The sequence below is a fragment of the Pseudomonas sp. 2hn genome (assembly GCF_019646095.1).
Lineage (GTDB): Bacteria > Pseudomonadota > Gammaproteobacteria > Pseudomonadales > Pseudomonadaceae > Aquipseudomonas > Aquipseudomonas peradeniyensis.
The window spans coordinates 4,855,293-4,877,291 of the sequence record NZ_CP081016.1; the positions used below are offsets into that span (position 1 = coordinate 4,855,293).

General features: G+C 65.7%; 25 protein-coding genes. 6 read left to right on the forward strand and 19 right to left on the reverse strand.

Annotated features, from left to right (window positions below; all coding sequences use genetic code 11):
* Positions 1-196 precede the first annotated feature (196 nt).
* Complete coding sequence (locus K2O50_RS21935) at positions 197-955, reverse strand: Nif3-like dinuclear metal center hexameric protein (protein ID WP_028689771.1); 759 nt, start codon at positions 953-955, stop codon at positions 197-199.
* A 268-nt stretch (positions 956-1,223) separates the two neighbouring features.
* Here K2O50_RS21935 and algW point away from each other — a divergent pair, with 268 nt between their 5' ends.
* Positions 1,224-2,384 (forward strand): Do family serine endopeptidase AlgW, encoded by a 1,161-nt coding sequence (gene algW, locus K2O50_RS21940; protein WP_050703825.1) that lies wholly within the window; start codon positions 1,224-1,226, stop codon positions 2,382-2,384.
* Positions 2,385-2,507: 123 nt separating this feature from the next.
* Here the strand turns inward: algW and K2O50_RS21945 are convergent, their stop codons facing one another.
* The 4 genes from K2O50_RS21945 to K2O50_RS21960 all read right to left on the reverse strand — a co-directional run bounded on the left by K2O50_RS21945 (position 2,508) and on the right by K2O50_RS21960 (position 6,665).
* Positions 2,508-3,272 carry an amino acid ABC transporter ATP-binding protein gene (locus K2O50_RS21945; RefSeq protein WP_050703824.1) on the reverse strand — a complete coding sequence of 255 codons (765 nt, stop codon included), beginning with the start codon at positions 3,270-3,272 and terminating at the stop codon, positions 2,508-2,510.
* Positions 3,273-3,282: 10 nt separating this feature from the next.
* Positions 3,283-4,380 (reverse strand): amino acid ABC transporter permease, encoded by a 1,098-nt coding sequence (locus K2O50_RS21950; RefSeq protein WP_050703823.1) that lies wholly within the window; start codon positions 4,378-4,380, stop codon positions 3,283-3,285.
* Positions 4,381-4,390: 10 nt separating this feature from the next.
* On the reverse strand, positions 4,391-5,569 hold the full coding sequence (locus K2O50_RS21955) for an amino acid ABC transporter permease (protein ID WP_050703822.1): 1,179 nt from the start codon (positions 5,567-5,569) through the stop codon (positions 4,391-4,393).
* Positions 5,570-5,636: 67 nt separating this feature from the next.
* Complete coding sequence (locus K2O50_RS21960; RefSeq protein WP_023629381.1) at positions 5,637-6,665, reverse strand: amino acid ABC transporter substrate-binding protein; 1,029 nt, start codon at positions 6,663-6,665, stop codon at positions 5,637-5,639.
* A gap of 335 nt (positions 6,666-7,000) precedes the next feature.
* Here K2O50_RS21960 and K2O50_RS21965 point away from each other — a divergent pair, with 335 nt between their 5' ends.
* Both K2O50_RS21965 and rhlB read left to right on the forward strand, forming a co-directional pair.
* Entirely contained in the window at positions 7,001-7,657 is a 657-nt protein-coding gene (locus tag K2O50_RS21965) for an alpha/beta hydrolase (protein ID WP_220689938.1), read from the forward strand.
* Positions 7,658-7,749: 92 nt separating this feature from the next.
* Positions 7,750-9,222, forward strand: a complete 1,473-nt coding sequence (gene rhlB, locus K2O50_RS21970; protein WP_050703820.1) for an ATP-dependent RNA helicase RhlB — start codon at positions 7,750-7,752, stop codon at positions 9,220-9,222.
* Between the two features lie 154 nt (positions 9,223-9,376).
* Here rhlB and moaE read toward each other — a convergent pair whose 3' ends face one another.
* The 8 genes from moaE to K2O50_RS22010 all read right to left on the reverse strand — a co-directional run bounded on the left by moaE (position 9,377) and on the right by K2O50_RS22010 (position 15,588).
* Positions 9,377-9,829, reverse strand: a complete 453-nt coding sequence (gene moaE / locus K2O50_RS21975) for a molybdopterin synthase catalytic subunit MoaE (protein WP_050703819.1) — start codon at positions 9,827-9,829, stop codon at positions 9,377-9,379.
* 2 nt (positions 9,830-9,831) lie between these two features.
* Entirely contained in the window at positions 9,832-10,077 is a 246-nt protein-coding gene (gene moaD / locus K2O50_RS21980; protein ID WP_050703818.1) for a molybdopterin converting factor subunit 1, read from the reverse strand.
* Positions 10,077-10,547: a cyclic pyranopterin monophosphate synthase MoaC gene (gene moaC, locus K2O50_RS21985; protein ID WP_046857035.1), complete on the reverse strand. Its 471-nt coding sequence runs from the start codon at positions 10,545-10,547 to the stop codon at positions 10,077-10,079. The genes moaD and moaC overlap by 1 nt, the downstream gene beginning before the upstream one ends.
* A gap of 121 nt (positions 10,548-10,668) precedes the next feature.
* Entirely contained in the window at positions 10,669-12,063 is a 1,395-nt protein-coding gene (locus K2O50_RS21990) for a PhoH family protein (protein ID WP_011535580.1), read from the reverse strand.
* Positions 12,064-12,357: 294 nt separating this feature from the next.
* Complete coding sequence (phnE, locus tag K2O50_RS21995) at positions 12,358-13,125, reverse strand: phosphonate ABC transporter, permease protein PhnE (RefSeq protein ID WP_220689939.1); 768 nt, start codon at positions 13,123-13,125, stop codon at positions 12,358-12,360.
* Positions 13,122-13,949, reverse strand: a complete 828-nt coding sequence (locus K2O50_RS22000) for an ABC transporter permease (protein ID WP_050703816.1) — start codon at positions 13,947-13,949, stop codon at positions 13,122-13,124. The genes phnE and K2O50_RS22000 overlap by 4 nt, the downstream gene beginning before the upstream one ends.
* On the reverse strand, positions 13,943-14,737 hold the full coding sequence (locus K2O50_RS22005) for a phosphonate ABC transporter ATP-binding protein (protein ID WP_220689940.1): 795 nt from the start codon (positions 14,735-14,737) through the stop codon (positions 13,943-13,945). Before K2O50_RS22005 ends, K2O50_RS22000 begins: the two co-directional genes overlap by 7 nt.
* Positions 14,734-15,588, reverse strand: a complete 855-nt coding sequence (locus K2O50_RS22010) for a putative selenate ABC transporter substrate-binding protein (RefSeq protein ID WP_050703810.1) — start codon at positions 15,586-15,588, stop codon at positions 14,734-14,736. Before K2O50_RS22010 ends, K2O50_RS22005 begins: the two co-directional genes overlap by 4 nt.
* Before the next feature lie 163 nt (positions 15,589-15,751).
* On the opposite strand from K2O50_RS22010, the gene selD reads away from it, so the two are divergent.
* Both selD and mnmH read left to right on the forward strand, forming a co-directional pair.
* A complete protein-coding gene (selD, locus tag K2O50_RS22015) occupies positions 15,752-16,786 on the forward strand; it encodes a selenide, water dikinase SelD (RefSeq protein ID WP_050703809.1) in 1,035 nt (344 codons plus the stop codon).
* Positions 16,786-17,898 carry a tRNA 2-selenouridine(34) synthase MnmH gene (mnmH, locus tag K2O50_RS22020; protein WP_050703808.1) on the forward strand — a complete coding sequence of 371 codons (1,113 nt, stop codon included), beginning with the start codon at positions 16,786-16,788 and terminating at the stop codon, positions 17,896-17,898. Before selD ends, mnmH begins: the two co-directional genes overlap by 1 nt.
* A 202-nt stretch (positions 17,899-18,100) precedes the next feature.
* Here mnmH and K2O50_RS22025 read toward each other — a convergent pair whose 3' ends face one another.
* Both K2O50_RS22025 and K2O50_RS22030 read right to left on the reverse strand, forming a co-directional pair.
* The gene (locus K2O50_RS22025) at positions 18,101-18,487 is read right to left on the reverse strand and encodes a lysozyme inhibitor LprI family protein (protein WP_050703807.1); all 387 of its coding nucleotides are present in this window, start codon (positions 18,485-18,487) and stop codon (positions 18,101-18,103) included.
* A gap of 34 nt (positions 18,488-18,521) precedes the next feature.
* Positions 18,522-19,442, reverse strand: a complete 921-nt coding sequence (locus tag K2O50_RS22030) for a LysR family transcriptional regulator (protein WP_050703806.1) — start codon at positions 19,440-19,442, stop codon at positions 18,522-18,524.
* 91 nt (positions 19,443-19,533) lie between these two features.
* Here K2O50_RS22030 and K2O50_RS22035 point away from each other — a divergent pair, with 91 nt between their 5' ends.
* Entirely contained in the window at positions 19,534-20,001 is a 468-nt protein-coding gene (locus tag K2O50_RS22035; protein ID WP_050703805.1) for a DMT family transporter, read from the forward strand.
* A 79-nt stretch (positions 20,002-20,080) separates the two neighbouring features.
* Here K2O50_RS22035 and K2O50_RS22040 read toward each other — a convergent pair whose 3' ends face one another.
* The 4 genes from K2O50_RS22040 to K2O50_RS22055 all read right to left on the reverse strand — a co-directional run bounded on the left by K2O50_RS22040 (position 20,081) and on the right by K2O50_RS22055 (position 21,903).
* Positions 20,081-20,620 carry a hypothetical protein gene (locus K2O50_RS22040; RefSeq protein WP_050703804.1) on the reverse strand — a complete coding sequence of 180 codons (540 nt, stop codon included), beginning with the start codon at positions 20,618-20,620 and terminating at the stop codon, positions 20,081-20,083.
* A 51-nt stretch (positions 20,621-20,671) separates the two neighbouring features.
* Positions 20,672-21,235, reverse strand: coding sequence for a GNAT family N-acetyltransferase (locus K2O50_RS22045; RefSeq protein WP_050703803.1), 564 nt, complete (start codon positions 21,233-21,235; stop codon positions 20,672-20,674).
* Positions 21,236-21,409: 174 nt separating this feature from the next.
* Positions 21,410-21,661, reverse strand: a complete 252-nt coding sequence (locus K2O50_RS22050) for a DUF3077 domain-containing protein (protein WP_050703802.1) — start codon at positions 21,659-21,661, stop codon at positions 21,410-21,412.
* A complete protein-coding gene (locus K2O50_RS22055; protein ID WP_050703801.1) occupies positions 21,658-21,903 on the reverse strand; it encodes a hypothetical protein in 246 nt (81 codons plus the stop codon). The genes K2O50_RS22050 and K2O50_RS22055 overlap by 4 nt, the downstream gene beginning before the upstream one ends.
* Positions 21,904-21,999: the final 96 nt, after the last annotated feature.

Here is a 21,999-nt window from a genome sequence, read left to right on the forward strand (position 1 = left end):
GAGGCTGCCTAGATCGAAACAATCTAACGATATGACTGGGGGTTTGGGCCCTGCAGGAGCGGCCTTGTGCCGCGAAAGGGCTGCAAAGCAGCCCCGGCGATTTATGCATAAACGCTGAAATCCTGGGGCTGCTTCGCAGCCCTTTCGCGGCGCAAGGCCGCTCCTACAGGAAGCCGTATCCGCCGTCCGCGGTGGATCAGATCGGATTCGGACAATCGATGAACAGGTGCTCGACCGCGAACCGCCGCGCCAGGTAGTCCCCCAGCGCCTGCACGCCATAGCGCTCGGTGGCGTGGTGCCCGGCGGCGATGAAGCTCACGCCGTTCTCGCGGGCACTGTGGAAGGTCTGCTCGGAGGCCTCGCCACTGATGAACAGGTCGACCCCGGCGGCGATGGCGGTGTCGATGTAACCCTGCCCGCCCCCGGTGCACCAGCCGACCCGGCGGATCATCTGCTCACCCTCGACGACCAACGGCTCGCGCCCCAGCGCCTCGCGTACCCGACGGGCGAAGTCCCGCGCCGACACCGGTTCCGCCAGCGAACCGACCAGGCCGACCACCTTGGGATTGTTCGGGTCCAGCGGGCCTTCGACCGTGATATCCAACTGGCGCGCCAGCTGCACGTTGTTGCCCACTTCCGGGTGCACGTCCAGCGGCAGGTGGAAGGCCAGCAGGCTGATGTCGTGCTTGAGCAGGGTCTTCAGGCGCCGCTGCTTGATCCCGGTGATGCACGGGTTTTCGCCCTTCCAGAAGTAGCCATGGTGCACCAGCACCAGGTCGGCCTCGGCCTCGACCGCCGCGTCCAGCAGCGCCTGGCTGGCGGTCACGCCGCTGACGATACGGCTGACCTGGGGGCGGCCCTCGACCTGCAGGCCGTTGGGGCAGTAGTCCTGGATCTTCGCGCTGCCCAGGTAGCGCTCGGCTTCCTCGACCAGGGTATTGAGGGCGACGGCCATGAAAAATCTCCTCGAATTCGGCGTTGCGACAGGGCGCGAGGCCCTATAATGGCCGCCATTATGGGCCGTCGCCGGTTTCGGGGGAACCGCTGTCAGGTACTCCCCTTCGCGGGGCAAGCCCGCTCCCACGCCGTGCGCGAAAGGCGTGGGAGCGGGCTTGCCCCGCGATACACCAACCGTCGCCGTCCGGATTTTTCACGTGTATGATCGCGCGCGCTCGCCCCGGGCCGAACTGACATGGCCCCCGCCCTACTCCCAGGATTCATTCATGTTCAAGGCTCTGCGTTACTTCGGCTGGCCCCTGCTCACCGGCGTGCTGATCGCCATCCTGATCATCCAGCGCTTCCCGCAATGGGTCGGCCTGCCCAGCCAGGACGTCAACCTGCAGCAGGCCCCGCAAACCACGAAGATCATGCAGGGCCCGGTGTCCTACGCCGATGCAGTGACCCTGGCCGCGCCCGCGGTGGTCAACCTGTACACTACCAAGGTGGTGAACAAGAGCGCCCACCCGCTGTTCGAAGACCCGCAGTTCCGCCGCTTCTTCGGCGACAACCTGCCCAAGCAGCGGCGCTGGGAGTCGAGCCTGGGCTCGGCGGTGATCATGAGCCCGGAAGGCTATCTGCTGACCAACAACCACGTCACCAGCGGCGCCGATCAGATCGTCGTGGCCCTCAAGGACGGCCGCGAGACCCTCGCCCGGGTGATCGGCAGCGACCCGGAAACCGACCTGGCGGTGCTCAAGATCGACCTGAAGAACCTGCCGGCGATCACCATCGGTCGCTCCGACAGCATTCATATCGGCGACGTCACCCTGGCCATCGGCAACCCGTTCGGCGTCGGCCAGACCGTGACCATGGGCATCATCAGCGCCACCGGCCGCAACCAGCTGGGCCTGAACAACTACGAAGACTTCATCCAGACTGACGCGGCAATCAACCCGGGCAACTCCGGCGGCGCGCTGGTGGATGCCAACGGCAACCTGGTGGGCATCAACACGGCTATCTTCTCCAAGTCCGGCGGCTCCCAGGGCATCGGCTTCGCCATCCCGGTCAAGCTGGCGCTGGAGGTGATGAAGTCGATCGTCGAGCACGGCCAGGTGATCCGTGGCTGGCTGGGCATCGAGGTACAGCCGCTGAGCCAGGAACTGGCCGAATCGTTCGGCATGCAAGGCCGCCCGGGGATCGTCGTGGCGGGCATCTTCCGCGATGGCCCGGCGGCGCGCGCGGGGCTGCAGCTGGGTGACGTGATCCTGAGCATCAACGGCGAGCCAGCCGGTGACGGGCGCAAATCGATGAATCAGGTGGCGCGGATCAAGCCCAACGAGAAGATCACCATCGAGGTGGTGCGCAATGGGCAGCAGCTGAAGCTGGTGGCCGAGGTGGGGCTGCGACCGCCGCCGGCGCCGGTGGCCACCAAAGAAGAGAAGTGATATTGCTTGATTGGGGCTGCTTTGCAGCCCTTTCGCGGCACAAGGCCGCTCCTACAAGGATCGCGTTGTTCCTGTAGGAGCGGCCTTGTGCCGCGAAAGGGCCGCAAAGCGGCCCCGACTGCATCAATGCAGGATCTGGCTCAGGAACAGCTTGGTCCGATCACTGCGCGGCCGGTCGAAGAAATCATCCGGCGCGGCCTGCTCGACGATCTCCCCCTTGTCCATGAAGATCACCCGGTTCGCCACGGTGCGGGCAAAGCCCATCTCGTGGGTCACGCAGAGCATGGTCATGCCGTCCTCGGCCAGGCTGACCATGGTGTCGAGCACCTCCTTGACCATCTCCGGGTCCAGCGCCGAAGTCGGCTCGTCGAACAGCATGATCTTCGGCTTCATGCACAGCGCCCGGGCAATCGCCACCCGCTGCTGCTGACCACCGGACAACTGCCCCGGGTACTTGTGCGCCTGCTCCGGAATGCGCACGCGCTCGAGGAAGTGCATGGCGATTTCCTCGGCCTTGCGCCGCGGCAGCTTGCGCACCCACATCGGCGCCAGGGTGCAGTTCTCCAGGATGGTCAGGTGCGGGAACAGGTTGAAGTGCTGGAACACCATGCCCACCTCGCGGCGGATCGCCTCGATCTGCTTGAGGTCGTTGGTCAGCTCCACGCCGTCGACGACGATGCGACCCTGCTGGTGTTCCTCCAGCCGGTTGAGGCAGCGGATGGTGGTCGACTTGCCCGAGCCGGACGGCCCGCACAGGACGATGCGCTCGCCCTGGCGCACGTTCAGGTTGATGTCCTTGAGCACATGGAACTGGCCGTACCACTTGTTCACGCCCTGCATCTGGATGATGCCTTCGGGGCCGGCAGGCTGCTTGATCGCTTCACTCATTTCGAAACTCCTAACGCTTGTGGCCAGTGTCCAGCTTGCGCTCCAGGTGCATGGAGTAGCGGGACATACCGAAACAGAAAATCCAGAACACCAGGGCGGCGAACACGTAGCCCTCGGTGGCCATGCCCAGCCAGGCCGGGTCGGCCGCTGCCTGCTTGACGCTGTTGAGCAGGTCGAACAGGCCGATGATGATCACCAGGCTGGTGTCCTTGAACAGGGCGATGAAGGTGTTGACGATGCCGGGGATCACCAGCTTGAGCGCCTGGGGCAGGATCACCAGGCCCATCGCCCGCCAGTAGCCCAGGCCCATGGCCGCGGCGGCTTCGTACTGGCCCTTGGGGATGGCCTGCAGGCCGCCACGCACCACCTCGGCGATGTACGCCGACTGGAACAGGATCACGCCGATCATCGCCCGCAGCAGCTTGTCGAAGCTCATGCCCTCGGGCAGGAACAGCGGCAGCATCACCGACGACATGAACAGCACGGTGATCAGCGGCACGCCGCGCCAGAACTCGATAAAGGTCACGCAGACCACCTTCACCGCCGGCATGTTCGAGCGACGTCCCAGCGCCAGCAGGATGCCCAGCGGCAAGGCGCCGACGATACCGACCGTGGCGATCACCAGGGTCAGCATCAGGCCGCCCCACTGGCTGGTGGGCACCGTGTCCAGGCCCAGCGCGCCGCCATGCAGCAGGATGTAGGCGAGGATCGGGTACAGCACCAGGAAGCCCAGGCCGTACACGGCCTTGCGCGGGAAGCGCTTGATGAACAAGGGCGCTGCGCCGAGCACGGCGAGCCACACGGTCAGGTCGACACGCCAGCGCAGTTCCGCCGGGTAGTAGCCGTACATGAACTGGCCGAAGCGCTGCTGGATGAACACCCAGCAGGCGCCCTCCTTGGTGCAGTCGGCGCGGGTGGTGCCGACCCAGTTGGCGTCGATGAACGCCCACTGCACCAGCGGCGGTACGATCAGCCAGACCAGGTACAGGGCGAACAATGTCAGCAGGGTGTTGAGCCAGCTGGAGAACAGGTTGGCCCGCATCCAGGCGAGCACGCCAACGGTCTTCACCGGTGGCGGCATGTCGGGTTTGAAAACATGGGCTGTCACGGATGTACCCTCACCGTTCGATCAGCGCAATGCGCTTGTTGTACCAGTTCATCAGCAGCGAAATGCTGATGCTGATGGCGAGATAGACGCTCATGGTGATGGCGATCACCTCGATGGCCTGGCCGGTCTGGTTGAGCACGGTACCGGCGAACAGCGAGACCATCTCCGGGTAGCCGATACCGGCGGCCAGCGACGAGTTCTTCGCCAGGTTCAGGTACTGGCTGGTCAGCGGCGGAATGATCACCCGCAACGCCTGGGGAATGATCACCTTGCGCAGCGTCGGGCCTTCGCGCAGGCCCAGCGAACGGGCCGCCTCGGTCTGGCCATGGCTGACCGAACGGATGCCGGAGCGCACGATCTCGGCGATGAACGCCGCGGTGTAGATGGTCAGCGCCAGGGTCAGCGCCAGCAGCTCGGGGATCAGCACCCAGCCACCGACGAAGTTGAAGCCCTTGAGCTGCGGCACTTCCCAGTGCACCGGGCTGCCGAACAGCAGCGCGCAGACGCCGGGGATGCCGATGAACAGCAGCAGGCCGACCCAGAACTTGTGGAACGGCTCGCCGGTTTCGTCGAAACGCTTGTTGGCGAAACGCACCATCACCGCGATGGAGACGATCGCCAGCGCCAGCGCGATGACGAACGGCCAGAAGCCCTCGGCCATCGAGGCGCCGGGCATGTTCAGGCCGCGGTTGCTGATGAAGAAGGTATCGTCGATGTTGATGCTGCCCCGTGGCCCCGGCAGGGTCAGGAACACGGCGAAGTACCAGAACAGGATCTGCAGCAGCGGCGGAATGTTGCGGAAGGTCTCCACGTACACCGTTGCCAGCTTGTTGATCATCCAGTTCGGCGACAGCCGCGCCACGCCGATGATGAAGCCCAGCAGCGTCGCCAGGATGATGCCGATGAAGGTCACCAGCAGGGTGTTGAGCAGGCCGATGACGAACACCCGGGCGTAGCTGTCCGATTCCACGTAGGGGATCAGGTGCTGGGCGATGCCGAAGCCGGCGCTGCGCTCGAGGAAATCGAAGCCCGAGGTGATGCCCCGGTGCTGCAAGTTGGTCTGCGTATTGTGGAACAGGTACCAGCCCAGGCCCACCACGAAGACCACCGTGAGGATCTGGAACAGCCACGCGCGCACACGTGGATCACTAAGGGAAAACCCTTTCCGTGCGCCGATTTGATTTTGCATGAAGTGCCCCGAAAAGAAGGGATTCGAACGACCCGCGGCGGCAGGATGCCGCCGCGGGGTGCAACCATCAGCGCACCGGTGGCGCGTACTGGATGCCGCCGTTGTTCCACAGGGCGTTCATGCCACGGTCGATCTTCAGGTCGGTGCTCTGGCCCAGGTTCTTCTCGAACACTTCGCCATAGTTGCCGACTTGCTTGACGATCTGCACTACCCAGTCCTTGGGCAGCTTGAGGTCCTTGCCATACTCGCCATCGGCGCCCAGCAGGCGGGCGACGTCAGGGTTCTTGGTGGACTTGGCCTCGGCCTCGACGTTCTTCGAGGTGACGCCGGCCTCTTCGGCATTGAGCATGGCGAACAGGGTCCACTTGACGATGCTGAACCACTCCTCGTCGCCCTTGCGCACTACCGGGCCCAGTGGTTCCTTGGAGATGGTCTCCGGCAGCACGACGTACTCGGTCGGCGCGGCCAGCTTGGAACGCTGGGCGAACAGCTGCGACTTGTCCGAGGTCAGCACGTCGCAACGGCCGGACTCCAGCGACTTGGCGCTTTCGTCGGAAGTGTCGAAGGTGATCGGGGTGTACTTCAGGCCATTGGCGCGGAAGTAGTCGGAAACGTTCAGCTCGGTGGTGGTACCAGCCTGGATGCAGATGGTCGCGCCGTCGAGTTCCTTGGCGCTGGAGACGCCGAGTTTCTTGTTGGCGAGGAAGCCGACGCCGTCGTAGTAGGTGACGCCGGCGAACACCAGGCCCATCCCGGCATCGCGCGAGCTGGTCCAGGTGGTGTTGCGCGACAGCACGTCGACTTCGCCGGACTGCAGCGCGGTGAAGCGCTCCTTGGCGTTGAGCTGGCTGAACTTGACCTTGGTCGCGTCGCCGAAGACCGCGGCGGCCACGGCGCGGCACACATCGGCGTCGATGCCGACGATCTTGCCTTGCGCGTCCGGCACGGAGAAGCCTGGAAGACCATCGCTCACGCCACACTGGACGAAGCCCTTCTTCTTCACCGCGTCGAGGGTGGCGCCGGCCTGGGCGAAGCTGGTGGCGCCCAGCGCGGCGGCGGCGGTCAGGACTGCCAGGGTGGTTTTCAACATCTTCATCAACAACCTCCAAATCGCTCTTGTTGTATGAGCCGGAATTGCACCGCACCCTTATGAGGCGCATCCGACCCCTTGTTGGCTTGTTTTTGGGTCAATTGGCGCAATGGGCTGTTCTATGACAGCCTTCGATCCACACGAGGGGTGTTACCGCGACCGGTCCACCTCTTCGCATGGCAAGGACGTAGCAAAGGGCGTACCACAGTCGAAGGCTTAAGCGATTAAGCGGTAGTCAAGTAGTAAAAGTTGTAGAGTTGCGACATCTTTTTCTGGCATTAACCTCCAATGCCTTCTTTTTACGCACTACATAAGTACGCAAGCACTCTTTCGGAGCAGTCATGACCAACCCGCTGATCCTCGAACCGCAGAAAACCGCCGACGCCTGTGTGATCTGGTTGCACGGCCTGGGGGCCGACCGTTACGACTTCCTACCTGTGGCGGAATTTCTCCAGGAACGCCTGCTCAGTACGCGTTTCATCATGCCCCAGGCCCCCACCCGCCCGGTGACCATCAACGGTGGCTACGAAATGCCCAGTTGGTACGACATCAAGGCCATGACCCCGGCGCGGGCCATCGACGAAACGCAGCTGGAGGAATCGGCCGATCAGGTCATTGCCCTGATCAAGGCGGAACAGGCCAAGGGCATCAACCTGTCGCGCATCTTCCTCGCCGGTTTCTCCCAGGGCGGCGCCGTGGTACTGCACACCGCCTATATAAAGTGGCAGGAAGCCTTGGGCGGGGTGATCGCCCTGTCCACCTACGCACCGACCTTCACCGACGCCCAGCAGCTGAGCGCCTGCCAGCAGCGCACTCCGGCGCTGTGCCTGCACGGCGTGCATGACTCGGTGGTGATCCCGTCGATGGGCCGCACGGCGTTCGAATACCTCGATACCTGGGGTGTGGCTGCCCAGTGGCACGAGTACCCCATGGAACACGAAGTGGCGGTGGCCGAGCTGTCCGACATCCACGACTGGCTGAGCCGCCAGCTGAAGTGATCGTGTAGCCCAGGCTGCATTGCACTACGCCGCGCCCGATTCTTGCATTACACTGCCCGGCGTACATTCCTTAACCAGTTGACGAGACGACCGTGCTCAAGGCACTCAAGAAAATATTCGCCAAGGGAGACGCCGCGCCGCAGGCCGCCGAGCCCGTCGCCGTGACCCCGCCCGCACCGGCCGCGCAACCGGCTGTCGAGAAGGCGCCAGCGCACCAGCACGCCAAGCCCAGGCCCGCTGCGAAATCACAGGCCGAACCCCAACCCGCCGAGCAGCCGCGCGCCGAGCAGCCCGCCCGGGACAAGCCGCGCCGCGAACGCAAGCCCAAGCCCAAGCCCCAGGCCAGCCTGTGGAAGCCCGAGGACTTCGTGGTCGAGCCGCAGGAAGGCAAGACCCGCTTCCACGACTTCAAGCTCTCCAACGAGCTGATGCACGCCATCCACGACCTCGGCTTCCCCTACTGCACGCCGATCCAGGCCCAGGTCCTGGGCCACACCCTGCGTGGCCAGGACGCCATCGGCCGGGCCCAGACCGGCACCGGCAAGACCGCCGCGTTCCTGATCTCGATCATCTCGCAGCTGCAGCAGGTGCCGCCGCCCAAGGAACGCTACATGGGCGAGCCGCGGGCACTGATCATCGCCCCGACCCGCGAGCTGGTGGTGCAGATCGCCAAGGATGCCCAGGCCCTGACCAAGTACAGCGGCCTGAACGTGATGAGCTTCGTCGGCGGCATGGACTTCGACAAGCAGCTGAAATCGCTGGAAGCCCGCCACTGCGACATCCTGGTGGCCACCCCCGGCCGCCTGCTGGACTTCAACCAGCGCGGCGAGGTGCACCTGGACATGGTCGAGGTGCTGGTGCTGGACGAGGCCGACCGCATGCTCGACATGGGCTTCATCCCCCAGGTCCGCCAGATCATCCGCCAGACCCCGCCCAAGAGCGAGCGCCAGACCCTGCTGTTCTCGGCCACCTTCACCGATGACGTGATGAACCTGGCCAAGCAGTGGACCACCGACCCGGCCATCGTCGAGATCGAGCCGGAGAACGTGGCCAGCGAAACCGTCGAGCAGCACGTCTACGCCGTGGCCGGCAGCGACAAGTACAAGCTGCTGTACAACCTGGTCACGCAGAACAAGTGGGAACGGGTGATGGTGTTCGCCAACCGCAAGGACGAGGTGCGGCGCATCGAGGAGAAACTGGTGCGCGACGGCATCAACGCCGCCCAGCTGTCGGGCGACGTGCCGCAGCACAAGCGCATCCGCACCCTGGAGAATTTCCGCGAGGGGCGCATCAGCGTGCTGGTGGCCACCGACGTGGCCGGGCGCGGCATCCATATCGACGGCATCAGCCACGTGATCAACTTCACCCTGCCGGAAGATCCGGACGACTACGTGCACCGCATCGGCCGTACCGGTCGCGCGGGCAGCAGTGGTGTGTCGATCAGCTTTGCCGGCGAGGACGATTCGTACCAGCTGCCGGCGATCGAGGAGCTGCTGGGGCGCAAGATCAAGTGCGAAATGCCGCCGGACGAGCTGCTGAAGCCGGTGCCGCGCAAGCATCATTGATCTTCAAGGCCGCTTACCTCCCTGTAGGAGCGGCCTTGTGCCGCGAAAGGGCCGCGCAGCGGCCCCAGCAATATCTGCATCAATGCTGAAACCCTGGGGCCGCTTTGCGACCCTTTCGCGGCACAAGGCCGCTCCTACAGAAAGCGGCCTTTCCCTAGGACTCCCAGCGCCCCGCCGCATCCTGATCGCTCTGCTTCCCTTCCACCCAGCGCGGCCCATCCTGAGTGCTTTCCTTCTTCCAGAACGGCGCCCGGGTCTTCAGGTAATCCATGATGAAGTTGCAGGCATCGAACGCCGCCTGGCGGTGCGCGCTGGCCACGCCGACGAAGACGATCGGCTCGCCCGGCTCCAGGGCGCCGATGCGGTGCAGCACCTCGACCTTGAGCAACGGCCAGCGCTGCTCGGCCTCGACCACGATCTTGGCCAGGGCCTTCTCGGTCATCCCCGGGTAGTGCTCGAGGAACATCCCGGCCACGTCCAGGCCATCGTTGAAGTCGCGCACGTAGCCGACGAAACCGACCACCGCGCCCACGCCGACATTGGCGGCGTGCATGGCGTTGACCTCGACGCCCGGGTCGAAGGCCGCCTGCTGAACACGTACGGCCACGATCAACCTCCAGTCACGGGTGGGAAGAACGCGATCTCGTCACCCTCTTCCACTGGCTCATCGAGCCGGCACAGCTCTTCGTTGCGGGCGCACATCAGGTTCTGCTCGGCCAGCACCGCGTAGTGCCCGCCCTTGCCCACCAGGGCCTGGCGCACGTCGGCCAGCACCTTGAAGTCGCCTTCCAGACGCTCGGTATCGACGCCCAGCAACTCACGGTAGCGGGCGAAATACATGACCTTGACCTTCATCACCCCTCCACCTTGTAGTGGCCACTCTTGCCGCCGGTCTTCTCCAGCAGGCGCACCTGCTCGATGACCATGCCCTTGTCCACCGCCTTGCACATGTCGTAGATCGTCAGCGCGGCGACGCTGGCGGCGGTCAGGGCTTCCATCTCGACGCCGGTCTGCCCGGCCAGCTTGCAGCGGGCGACGATATGCACCACATCCTCGCCTTCGGCGGCCAGCTCGACCTTGACGCCGGTGAGCATCAGCGGATGGCACAGCGGGATCAGGTCGCTGGTCTTCTTCGCCGCCTGGATGCCGGCGATGCGCGCCACGGCGAACACGTCGCCCTTGGGGTGTTGGCCATCGACGATCATGCGCAGGGTGTCCGGCAACATGCGCACCCGCGCCTCGGCAATCGCCTCGCGCGCGGTCACGGCCTTTTCAGTGACGTCGACCATGTTGGCGCGCCCCTGGGAATCAAGATGAGTCAGCACTGCTCTGCTCCTGGGTAGGGAGTACAGAGTGTAAACCTGCAGGTCAGCTTTGAGCAGAGGGCAGATCAGCGCATCGCGGGGCAAGCCCGCTCCCACGACGAATCGTGGGAGCGGGCTTGGATTACAGGTGCGACTCGGCGTACTCGGCCAGCACCGAGCGCGGCACGCCCTGCAGGGTGATGTGAACGCCGTGGGGGAAGTCCTTGAAGCGTTCGGTCAGGTAGGTCAGCCCAGAGCTGGTGGCCGACAGGTACGGCGTGTCGATCTGCGCCAGGTTGCCCAGGCAGACCACCTTGGACCCGTTCCCCGCGCGGGTGATGATGGTCTTGATCTGGTGCGGCGTGAGGTTCTGGCACTCGTCGATGAGGATCAGGCTCTGCTGGAAGCTGCGGCCACGGATGTAGTTCAGCGACTTGAACTGCAACGGCACCCGCTCGAGGATGTACTCGACGCTGCCGTGGGTGCTCTCGTCGTCCATGTGCAGTGCTTCGAGGTTGTCGGTGATGGCGCCCAGCCAGGGCTCCATCTTCTCCGCCTCGGTGCCCGGCAGGAAGCCGATCTCCTGGTCCAGCCCCTGCACGCTGCGGGTGGCGATGATGCGCCGGTAGCGCTTGCTGACCATGGTCTGCTCGATGGCCGCGGCCAGCGCCAGGATGGTCTTGCCGGAGCCGGCGGCGCCGGTCAGGTTGACCAGGTGGATATCCGGGTCGAGCAGGGCGAACAGCGCCAGGCTCTGGTGGATGTCCCGTGGCTTGAGGCCCCAGGCTTCCTGGTGCAGCAGCGGCTCCTGGTGCAGGTCGAGCAGTAGCAGCTCGTCGTTGCGAATGCCCTTGATCCAGCCGACGAATCCTTGTTCGTCGATGATGAACTCGTTGATGTGCACCGCCGGCAGGTTGTCGATCAACTGCACCCGGTGCCAGGTACGGCCGCGCTCCTGGCGGGTGTCGACCTTGCTCACGCGGTCCCAGAACGACCCTGTGACCGAGTGGTAGCCCTTGGACAGCAAGGACACGTCGTCGACCAGCTGGTCGGTGCTGTAGTCCTCGGCGGCGATCCCGCAGGCACGCGCCTTCAGGCGCATGTTGATGTCCTTGGTCACCAGCACCACGTCGAGGTCCTTGCGCTTGGCGCGCAGGTCCAGCAACTGGTTGATGATGATGTTGTCGGCGAGGTTCTCGGGGAGCAGGCGGTTCGGCTCGTTGCGCGTGCTCATGAGGATGGACAGGAAACCCTTGGGCCCACTCTTGCCACGCTGGATCGGCACGCCCTGCTCGACATCGCTGGGCGAGGCGTCGCCCAAGGTCTGGTCGATCAGGCGGATGGCCTGGCGACATTCGGCGGCGATGGTGTGTTTACCGGTCTTGAGCTTGTCGAGTTCCTCCAGCACCGTCATCGGTATGGCGACGTGGTGCTCCTCGAAGTTGAGCAGGGCGTTGGGGTCGTGAATCAGGACGTTGGTATCGAGCACATACAGGATTGGCTGGTTGGAGGAAGGGTTGCGTCCTTGGTCATCCATACTCGTTCACCTTATGTGAAAGCCACACGGCGCGAACGGCTGCGCCGCAGAGTGACTGCCGTTCTTCCCGTATCCGCGTCGTTACGGGCGGGAAGCTCACCTGGCAAGGAGGGCGTGGATGACGCCACCTGTGCTGCAGGGTTCGGCTGTCTGGTTCCTTGATACCGCAAAAACCATGACTGAAAAAAGTCTTTTTACGCTCTAGTGAAGTTTATTTTTCGGATTGACGAACAGGGCTTGGCGCGAGGCCTGAGCGGGACTACAGTCAGAGATCAGGTAGCGCATCAAGCCCGTTCAGGCGCGCACGAAACGCTGGCGCAGCACATCGCTCAGGGCGTCCACCAGCAACACCAGCAGCAGCATGGCAATGATCACCGTGCTGGCCTGGGCCTCCTGGAACAGGCTCAGGGTCGCATAGAGCATCTGTCCCAGCCCACCCGCCCCCACGAAGCCCAGCACGCTGGCCATGCGGATATTGTTCTCCCAGCGATACAGGCTGTACGCCAGCAGTTGTGGCCACAGGTTGGGCAGCGTGCCGAAACAGAACGCCGCCACCTGGCTGCCGCCCTGCAGGCGGATCGCCGCCGCAGGCTCCGGCGGTGCATTCTCCAGCGCCTCGGCGAACAGCCGCCCCAGTACCCCGGCAGTGTGCAGCGCCAGCGCCAGGGTGCCGGCATTCGGCCCAAGGCCCGCCGCCAGCACGGTCAGCGCCGCCCAGACCAGCTCCGGAATCGCCCGCAGCGCATTGAGCAGCAGGCGCGCAGCGCCCTGCAGCGGCCAACCGAAGCGCCCGGCGGCCGGCAGCGCCAGCAACAGGCCGAGCAACATCGCCAGGAGCGTACCCATCCCGGACATCGCCAGCGTTTCCAGGGCGCCCTGCCCCACCGCCAGCAGGTGCGCCACGGACAGGTCCGGGTGCAGGAAACGCGCCGCGTATTCGCCCATCTGCGCCGGCCCGCCGCTGCCGACAACCGCTGCCAGGTCCAGCTCCAGGTAGGCGAACGACGCCAGCACCGCCGCCAGGATCGCGACGATCACCAGCCCATTGATCACCCGCCTCATGCGAGCCTCCCACGCAGGAAGCGGCTGAGCAGGTCGGCCAGCACCACCAGCAACAGGAAGGTCAGCAGCATGCTCGCCACCTCGGCACCGGCGAACATGCGCATCGACAAGTCGATCTGCTGGCCCAGGCCGCCGGCGCCGACGAAGCCCATCACCACCGAGGCGCGCACCGCGCATTCCCAGCGGTACACCGTGTAGGACACCACTTCGCTCGCGGCCTCGGGCAGGGTGCCGTAGAGAAACGCCGACAACCGGCTGCTGCCGGCCTGGAGCAAGGCATGGGCCGGGCGCTGGTCCACCGACTCGAAGATCTCCGCGTAGACCTTGCCGAGCATGCCGCTGTAGGTGATGGCAATGGCCAGCACCCCGGCGGTCGGGCCCAGGCCCACGGCGCGGACGAACAGCAGGGCCCAGACGATCTCGGGCACGCTGCGCAGGAAGATCAGCACGCTGCGCACCGGCAGGCGCGCAGCGCGTGACCACGGTTCCAAACGTCCACCATTGGAAGCCGCCCGCAACGACAGCGCCCGGCTGGCCAGCAGGCTGGCCGGTACCGCCAGCAGCAGCGCCAGGGTCATGCCCGCCGTGGCCACGGCCAGGGTCTGCACGGTGGCGGTGAACAGCAGGTCGAGAAACCCGGCGTCATGGGCCGGGGGCCAGAACGCGCTGACGAAACTGGCCATCTGCTGACGGTTCTCGGCCTGCAACAGCACGCCGGGGTCGAGCTCGCTCAAGCGCAGGCCCGGCCACAGCAACGCCAGGCACAGCAGGGTCAGCAGCAAGCGAGGGATGGCAGCGGGATCGCGTTGGTCAGTGCTCAGCATCGCGGGATCTGCACCTGCAGGCTCGCCGTCGCAGCGACAGGCGAGGCCAGTTGCTCGTTGGCGTACAAGGCATCGAGCATCGCTTCGCTGACCGCTGCTGCCGGACAATCGAACGCCACCTGCCCGGCACGAATACCGATGATGCGCGGAAAATGCGCCAGGGCGAGCTCCACCGCGTGCAGGCTGGCGACCAGGGTCACGCCATGGGCCTGGGCATGGCGGTTGAGCAGCGCCAGGCTGTGGTCGGCCAGCACCGGGTCCATGGCCGAGACCGGTTCGTCGGTCAGCAGCACTTCAGGTCGCTGGTACAAGGCGCGGGCGATGCCGACCCGCTGCAACTGGCCACCGGACAGCTGCCCGCACTGGGCGAACAGCTTGTCGGCCATGCCCAGCTCGGCCAGCGCCGCGCGGGCACCGGGCACATCGCCGGGGTGGATCAGGTTGAGCAGCCCGCGCAATGTGCCCCACTGCCCCAGGCGCCCCGCCAGCACAGCGGTGACCACCCGCTGGCGCGGCGGCAGGGGCGGCGCCTGGTGCACCAGGCCAACCCGTGCGCGCAAGCGCTGGCGGGCCCGGGCAGACAATGCCCAGGGCTGCTCGCCCAACAGCTCCAGGCGCCCGCCACTGGGCGGCACGGCGGTGCCCATCAGGTGCAGCAGGCTGGACTTGCCGGCCCCGGACGGGCCGATGATCGCCACCCGCTCGCCCTGGCCAATCTGCAGGTCCACCGCGCTCAATGCCTGGACCTGACCATGACGCACACTGGCGCCCTGAACACGGATACTCACTTGAGCAGACCGGCCTCACGCGCGGCTTGCTCGGTGCCCGCGTAGTTCTCGGGCTTGGTCTCGATGAAGCGGCTGGCGGCCTGCAGGTCGAGGATCGCCTTGTCCGCAGGCTTGGCCGGGTCCAGGGCGAGGAAGGCCTGCTTGATCTTTTCTTTCAGTGCCGGGTCCATGTTGCCGCGCACGGTCCAGTTGTAGTCGAAGTACTCCGGCGTGGTGGCGAACACCTTGACCTTGCTGGTGTCGACCTTGCCTGCTGCGACCAGCTTGTCCCAGACGCTGGCGTTGAGCACGCCGGCATCGGCCTTGCCGGCCTGGACCCAGGCGGCGGTGGCATCGTGGGCGCCGGAATAGGCGACGCGGCTGAAGTACTCCTCGGGCTTGATGTTGTCGTTCTTGAGCATGAAGTAACGCGGCATCAGGCTGCCCGAGGTGGACGAAATCGAACCGAAGGCGAAGGTCTTGCCCTTCAGGTCCTTGAGGCTCTTCACGTCCGGGTTGGCGGTGATGAACTTGCTGGTGAACTTGGCATCCTGCTCACGCTGCACCAGCGGCGTGGCCTTGGGGTCCTTCAGGTGCACCTGGACGAAGGTGAAGCCCCCCAGCCAGGCCAGGTCCAGGCGATCGCTGGCCAGCGACTCGACCACCGCCGGGTAGTCGGCCACCGGCACGAACTGCACCTTCATGCCCAGTTGCTGCTCGAGGTACTCGCCCAGCGGCTTGAACTTGCGCAGCAGTTCGGTCGGCGCCTCGTCGGGGATGGCGCTGACGCGCAGCACATCGGCGGCCTGGGCGACCACCGCGCAGCAGGACAGCGCGAGGCCGGCAAACAGTGCCAGGGGGCGTTTGAGCATGGGGATTCTCCGGTTCGATAGCGAGGCATGAGTCGATGGCGCATCGCAGGTCTGCGTGGCAGCGAGCTTGCCCCGCGATGCTGATAAACGGGGGAAGTATAAGAGGCGCAGGCACAAAGGCCAGCTTTGCTACAATCGCGCATCACGAAAAGTCGAGGTGCACATGAGCGAGCCGATTCGTCTGACACAGTACAGCCACGGCGCTGGCTGTGGCTGCAAGATTTCTCCCAAGGTCCTGGATGTGATCCTCGCCGAAAGCGGCACCCAGGCCCTCGACCCGAAACTCTGGGTCGGCAACGCCTCGCGCGACGACGCCGCGGTCTATGCCCTGGATGACGAGCGCGGCGTGGTCTCGACCACCGACTTCTTCATGCCCATCGTCGACGACCCGTACGACTTCGGTCGCATCGCCGCCACCAACGCCATCAGCGACATCTACGCCATGGGCGGCGACCCGCTGATGGCCATCGCCATCCTCGGCTGGCCGGTCAACGTGCTGCCGCCGGAGGTCGCCCGCGAGGTGATCCGCGGCGGCCGCGCCGTCTGCGCCGAAGCGGGCATCCCGCTGGCCGGCGGCCACTCCATCGACGCCCCCGAGCCGATCTTCGGCCTGGCCGTGACCGGTGTGGTGAGCAAGCGCCACCTCAAGCGCAACGACACCGCCAGCGTCGGCTGCCGCCTGTACCTGACCAAGCCGCTGGGCATCGGCATCCTCACCACCGCCGAGAAGAAGGCCAAGCTGCGCGAGCAGGACCAGGGCCTGGCCCGTGACTGGATGTGCACCCTCAATACCCCGGGCAGCCGCTTCGGCAAGCTCGACGGCGTGCAGGCGATGACCGACGTCACCGGTTTCGGCCTGCTCGGCCACCTGGTCGAAGTCGCCGAGGGCAGCGGCCTCACCGCCCGCCTGCAGTTCGCTGCCGTGCCACGCCTGCCCAGCGTCGAACACTACCTGGCCGAGGGCTGCATCCCCGGCGGCACCCTGCGCAACTTCGACAGCTACGGCCACAAGATCGGCGCGCTGAGCGACGAGCACAAGCACCTGCTGTGCGATCCGCAGACCAGCGGCGGCCTGCTGGTGGCGGTTACCCCGCAGGGCGAGGCCGAATTCCTCGCCGTGGCCCGGGAGCTCGGGCTCGAGCTGGCGCCGATCGGCGAGCTGGTCGAGCGACAGAGCCACGCGGTCGAGGTGATCTGATGCGCTCCGACTGCACCGAGCTGAAACAGCTGTTCCTCGACGACGTGCCGATGATGGACATGCGCGCGCCGATCGAATTCACCAAGGGCGCCTTCCCAGGCGCGGTCAACCTGCCGCTGATGAACGACCAGGAGCGGCAGAAGGTCGGCACCTGCTACAAGCAGCAGGGCCAGGCCGCCGCCATCGCCCTGGGCCACCAGTTGGTCAACGGCGCGCTCAAGCAACAGCGCCTGGAAGCCTGGGCCGCGTTCACCCAGGCCCATCCCGAGGGCTATCTCTACTGCTTCCGTGGCGGCCTGCGCTCGCAGATCGTCCAGGGCTGGCTCAAGGACGCCGGCATCCAGTATCCGAAGGTGGTGGGCGGCTACAAGGCCATGCGCACCCTGCTGATGGATACCACGCTGCAGGCGGTGCAGCAGTGCGAGTTCGTTCTGGTGGGCGGACTGACCGGCACCGGCAAGACCGATGTGCTGCACCAGCTGGACAACGTGCTCGACCTCGAAGGCCACGCCAACCACCGCGGCTCCAGCTTCGGCAAGCGCGCCACGGCGCAGCCGGCGCAGATCGATTTCGAGAATGCGCTGGCCATCGACATTCTCAAGAAACGCGAGCGTGGCATCGGCCAGTTCGTGCTCGAGGACGAAGGCCGCGTGGTCGGCAGCTGCGCGGTGCCGCTGGAGCTGTACCAGGGCATGCAGCGCTATCCACTGGTGTGGCTGGAGGACAGCTTCGCGCATCGCGTGGAACGCATCCTGCGCGACTATGTGATCAACCTGTGCGCCGAGTACATCGCCGTGCACGGCGAAGAGGCCGGCGGCCCGCTGTTCGCCGAGCGCATGCGCCAGAGCATGGCCAATATCTACAAGCGCCTGGGCGGCGAGCGCTTCCAGCGACTGTCTGCGTTGCTCGACCAGGCGCTGGAGGAGCAGTTGCGCAGTGGCGACGTGAGCCTGCACCGAGGGTGGATCGAGGGGCTGCTCAAGGAATACTACGACCCGATGTACGCCTACCAGCGGGCGGCCAAGGCACAGCGGATCGAGTTCGCCGGAGATGGCGTGGAGGTGCGCGAGTACCTGAAGGCACGGGCACTGCGCGCGCACCGCAGCGCCTGAAGCTCGGGCAAGACCGCTCCAATGGAACTACAAATGACTTACTGATTTAGCAGGGACCTGTGGGAGCGGCTTTAGCCGCGAACACCGGCGAAGCCGGTGCCATGCACCGCGTTGCTTGCTTCGCGGCTAAAGCCGCTCCCACAGGGTACGCGCTGGCTGGGTAATCATAGTTCCCTGCGCAACAGGGCAAGCAAACCCACAGTTACTGCCCCGGGCTGAGCACCCGCTGCAGCTCCGCCGCGCGGTCCTTGCTCATGTCCATCTCGCACATCGCGCCTTCGATGCGGTAGATGCTGCCGTTGCTCAACTTGCCATGGAAGGCGCAGTTGCCGTCGCGGTACTTCATCCAGGTACGCTGGACTTCGCGCAGGTCCTTCTGCTGCTGGCTGTCGAGCTTGGCCATCAGTTGCTTGTAGACGCGGTTCAGCCGGTCATCCTGCAGCTGGGTCTCGGCCTGGATGCAGGCGCCCATGGCCAGGGTGCTGGAGGCCTTGTCCATGCACTGGGTGTAGGTGGGCGAATAGTCTTCGGCTTGGGCAGCGGTCGCGATCAGCAGGGCGGCAACGCCGGGCAGGTAACGCTTGAACATGGGCATTCCTTCTCGCTTAGGGTCGTGGCACAGCCTAGCAGCCTGCCCCGCTTTCGTTCACGCACAGCGCCTGGATTCGCGCCCGCAGCCAGCGGTGCCCGGCATCGCCGTCGCGCCGTGAATGCCAGGCCTGGGCGAAGGCGAACGGCGAGATCGCCAGGGGCGGCGCGAACTGGCGCAGCACCGGGTCCAGCCGGGCACCGGCAAGGCTGCGGCGGGCTACGGTGAGCACCAGGTCGGTCCCGGCAATGAGGCTTTGGGCCACGCCCCAATGCGGCAAAGTCAGGGCAATGCGCCGGCGTACACCCAAGCTGGCCAGGGCCTGGTCGATCTCGTTGTCGATGCCGGGGCGTACCGCCACCAGCACATGGGGCCGCGCCAGCCACGCTTCGAGCGCCAGGCCGCCACGGGACGGCAGGCTGGCGCGGTCGGCCAGGCAGACGAAGGATTCCTCGAACAGCACCTGCTGGGCCATTTCCGTCGGCAGCTCCGGGAACACGCCCAGCGCCAGGTCCGCCTCGCCGTCGATCAACTGGCCGAGCATCGCCTCGCGGCTACCCTGGGACACCACCAGGTCAATGCCCGGTGCTTCGCGCCGCAGCAGGCGCATCAGCGCTGGCAGCACCACACGGGCGCCGTAGTCGGACATGGCCAGGCGAAAGGTGCGCCGTGCCCGCGCCGGCTCGAAACCCGGCGTGCCGAGCAATCCGTCGAGTTGCTGCAACGCCTCCTGCAACGGCGCCTGCAGGGCCTCGGCGCGGGCCGTCAATTGCAGGCGGCCACCGCGTCGCACCAGCAGAGGGTCGGCGAAGAGCTCGCGCAACTGTGCCAGGGCATGGCTGACCGCCGGCTGGCTGCGATGCAGGCGCAAGGCCGCGCGGGAGACATGTTGCTCGCTGAGCAGGGCATGCAGGGTCAGCAACAGGTTGAGGTCGATGCGGCGCAGATCATCCATGGTACGAATACAACCTGTGCGAAGTTCGAATTTCCATCATTGAAATGCATGATCGAGACTAAGGCCAGTGTTCTGATCAGGAGTAGACACCATGCCCGCCAGCCTCTTCGCCGCCCTCCCCTTGCTCATCGCCCTGCTCGCCGGGGCCGCCGTGCCGTTCCAGGCCGGCAGCAACGCCGCGCTCGGGCGCCTGCTCGGCCATCCGCTGTGGGCCGTCGGGGTGTCGTTGCTGGTCAGCCTGCTGATGCTGGTGCCGGCCCTGCTGCTGATGCGCGCGCCGCTGCCGCAGGTGCAGCAACTGGCCCACGCGCCCTGGTGGGCCTGGTTCGGTGGGGTCGCCGGGGTGCTGTACATCACCGCCGCGCTGGTGCTGACGCCACGCCTGGGGGCGGCGGGGTTTATCGTCTGCGTGGTGGCCGGGCAGGTGCTGTCGTCGCTGCTGATCGACCAGTTTGGCTTGATGGGGTTGCCGGAGCGGCCGGTGAACCTGTTGCGGCTCGCGGGGGTGGGGATGATCGTGATCGGGATGATCGTGGTGCAGTGGGGCACGGCGCGTTGAGCGCCTGACATAGCAGCCCTATCGCGGGGCAAGCCCGCTCCCACGCAGTCATTGCGCTGCCCTGTAGGGGCAATTGCCATCACAAGGTGCGCGGCTGCTCCGGCGGCACGATCACCTTGTGTGGCTCGAAACGCAGCGACGGCATCTGCGTAGCGGCATACAGCGCCACGCTCAGGGCAGCGATCAGGGCCACATCGAGCCAGCCCCAGCCCGGCACATCTGCCGCCGAGCGCGCCTTCCAGCACCACCACAGCTGCCCCAGGCAGAACATCAGGATCGCCAGCAGCCACAGGTAGAAGCCCGCGCCAAAGCCGGTCACATCCTGGAAGGCGTAGCTCTGGTTGTCCGGCAAGCGGGTGATGGCGAAACTGCTGGCCGCCAGGTACAGCGCCACCATGCCGCATACCAGCGCCATGCGGCGGAACCGTCGATGGCCGAGGATAGCCAGCGCCAGCAGCGGGTTGGCGAACCACTGGTACAAACCGAAGGCGATGCCCCAGGGGCCGTAGAGCAGCATCTGCAGCGCCGGCATATGCCGGCCCGCCCCCATCAGGGCGCCATCGAAGGCCAGGCTCAACAGGTACAGCAACAAGCTGAAGGTCAGATAGAAGGCTGGCAAACACAGACTCCGTCGATCATCGGCAAAACCCGACCATAGCGTACCTGTGCCTCAGGCGACAGGCGGTTCGAGCAGCAGCCCATACAGGCCCGAGTCGGAGAGCTCTCCGGCCACGCACCAACGGGCGCGCAAGGTGCCTTCCAGGACGAACCCCTGGCGTTCCAGGGTACGCGCCGAGCCCTGGTTGCGCGGGTCGATCTCCGCCTCCAGGCGACGCAGGTGCAGGGTGTGGGCGAGGTAGTCGATGAAGCAGGTCAGCGCCTCGTCCATATAGCCCCGGCCCTGGGCGGATTTGGCCAGGCAGTAGCCGATCTCGCCACGGCGCGAGCCCTCCTCGAGGTTGAACAGCTGGACCATGCCGATCAGCTCGCCGTTGTCGCGGCGGTACATGCCCAGCTTGAGCAACTGGCCGGCGGCAAAGGCCTCGCGGTCGGCGGCCAGGGCGCTTTCGGCCTCGGCCAGGGTCTGCCAGGGGGCGTGGTACCAGTAACGCATCACTTCCGGGTCGGCCATGATGGTCAGCCACTGCTGCGCGTCGCCATGGCGCATGGGGCGCAGCTGCAGGCGTGGGCTTTCAAGGCACAGGTCGCTGGGGAAACTGCGGGGGTCGGGCACGCCGGGACTCCTGTCCGGTGGTGGGGAGATGACAGTCTAACGACAGTGGCCCGGTCTGGCATCCCTGGGGCCGCTTTGCGGCCCGTTCGCGGCACAAGGCCGCTCCTACAGGGGATCGCGTTTTCTTGTAGGAGCGGCCTTGTGCCGCGAACGGGCTGCGCAGCAGCCCCCCATTCACCGCGCTCGATTCAGCCCCAATTCCATGTCATCGATCAGCCCCTTGGCCAGCCCGCTGAGGATCCGAGCGGCACTGGCGGCCATTAGGTCCCCTTCCATCTCAGCCTCGGTGGTGAAGTGCGCCACACAGCCGAGCAGCACCGACAGGTCGCTGAAGGCGTGATCGAACGGGATACCGGGCTGGATGCAGAAGATCTCGAGGCAGGTGGTCTTGCCCTGGGTCGGGCCGGGCTTGAAGTCGTCGCTCATACCGGCGCCCCCTTGGCCCGGGCGTGGCGGACCAGCGAGATGACCAGTTGGCCGAGGATCTCGACGCTGTCCATCATCACGTCGAGGCGCTCGTCGCGCTGGCAGACGGTGTAGGCGTGGACGGTGTCGCTGAGGGTGTGCATCAGCTTGTTGGCGTGGGCCATGGCTTCCTCGGGGTCGAGGTCGCTGATGATGGTGACGAAGGGGATTGGGTAGGGTGGGTCAGGTACTAGTTTTTTCATGGTTACTCCTCGAAATTGAATTTCAGGAACAACCACCTCGATCCTTCTCACAGATTAGGGTGGCAGTCGTACGCATGGTGAGAAGCCCGTGTGTAA

Excerpts from the sequence above, each read along its gene's own strand:
- mnmH (WP_050703808.1), top strand. The coding sequence starts at position 16,786 with ATGCGCTCCGACTGCACCGAGCTGAAACAGCTGTTCCTCGACGACGTG.
- K2O50_RS21955 (WP_050703822.1), bottom strand. The coding sequence starts at position 5,569 with ATGCAAAATCAAATCGGCGCACGGAAAGGGTTTTCCCTTAGTGATCCA.
- K2O50_RS21965 (WP_220689938.1), top strand. The coding sequence starts at position 7,001 with ATGACCAACCCGCTGATCCTCGAACCGCAGAAAACCGCCGACGCCTGT.
- K2O50_RS21945 (WP_050703824.1), bottom strand. The coding sequence starts at position 3,272 with ATGAGTGAAGCGATCAAGCAGCCTGCCGGCCCCGAAGGCATCATCCAG.
- K2O50_RS22050 (WP_050703802.1), bottom strand. The coding sequence starts at position 21,661 with ATGAGCGACGACTTCAAGCCCGGCCCGACCCAGGGCAAGACCACCTGC.
- K2O50_RS21935 (WP_028689771.1), bottom strand. The coding sequence starts at position 955 with ATGGCCGTCGCCCTCAATACCCTGGTCGAGGAAGCCGAGCGCTACCTG.
- K2O50_RS21990 (WP_011535580.1), bottom strand. The coding sequence starts at position 12,063 with ATGGATGACCAAGGACGCAACCCTTCCTCCAACCAGCCAATCCTGTAT.
- K2O50_RS22055 (WP_050703801.1), bottom strand. The coding sequence starts at position 21,903 with ATGAAAAAACTAGTACCTGACCCACCCTACCCAATCCCCTTCGTCACC.
- K2O50_RS22030 (WP_050703806.1), bottom strand. The coding sequence starts at position 19,442 with ATGGATGATCTGCGCCGCATCGACCTCAACCTGTTGCTGACCCTGCAT.
- K2O50_RS21960 (WP_023629381.1), bottom strand. The coding sequence starts at position 6,665 with ATGAAGATGTTGAAAACCACCCTGGCAGTCCTGACCGCCGCCGCCGCG.
- K2O50_RS22010 (WP_050703810.1), bottom strand. The coding sequence starts at position 15,588 with ATGCTCAAACGCCCCCTGGCACTGTTTGCCGGCCTCGCGCTGTCCTGC.
- K2O50_RS22025 (WP_050703807.1), bottom strand. The coding sequence starts at position 18,487 with ATGTTCAAGCGTTACCTGCCCGGCGTTGCCGCCCTGCTGATCGCGACC.
- K2O50_RS22035 (WP_050703805.1), top strand. The coding sequence starts at position 19,534 with ATGCCCGCCAGCCTCTTCGCCGCCCTCCCCTTGCTCATCGCCCTGCTC.
- K2O50_RS22000 (WP_050703816.1), bottom strand. The coding sequence starts at position 13,949 with ATGCTGAGCACTGACCAACGCGATCCCGCTGCCATCCCTCGCTTGCTG.
- selD (WP_050703809.1), top strand. The coding sequence starts at position 15,752 with ATGAGCGAGCCGATTCGTCTGACACAGTACAGCCACGGCGCTGGCTGT.
- algW (WP_050703825.1), top strand. The coding sequence starts at position 1,224 with ATGTTCAAGGCTCTGCGTTACTTCGGCTGGCCCCTGCTCACCGGCGTG.
- moaD (WP_050703818.1), bottom strand. The coding sequence starts at position 10,077 with ATGAAGGTCAAGGTCATGTATTTCGCCCGCTACCGTGAGTTGCTGGGC.
- phnE (WP_220689939.1), bottom strand. The coding sequence starts at position 13,125 with ATGAGGCGGGTGATCAATGGGCTGGTGATCGTCGCGATCCTGGCGGCG.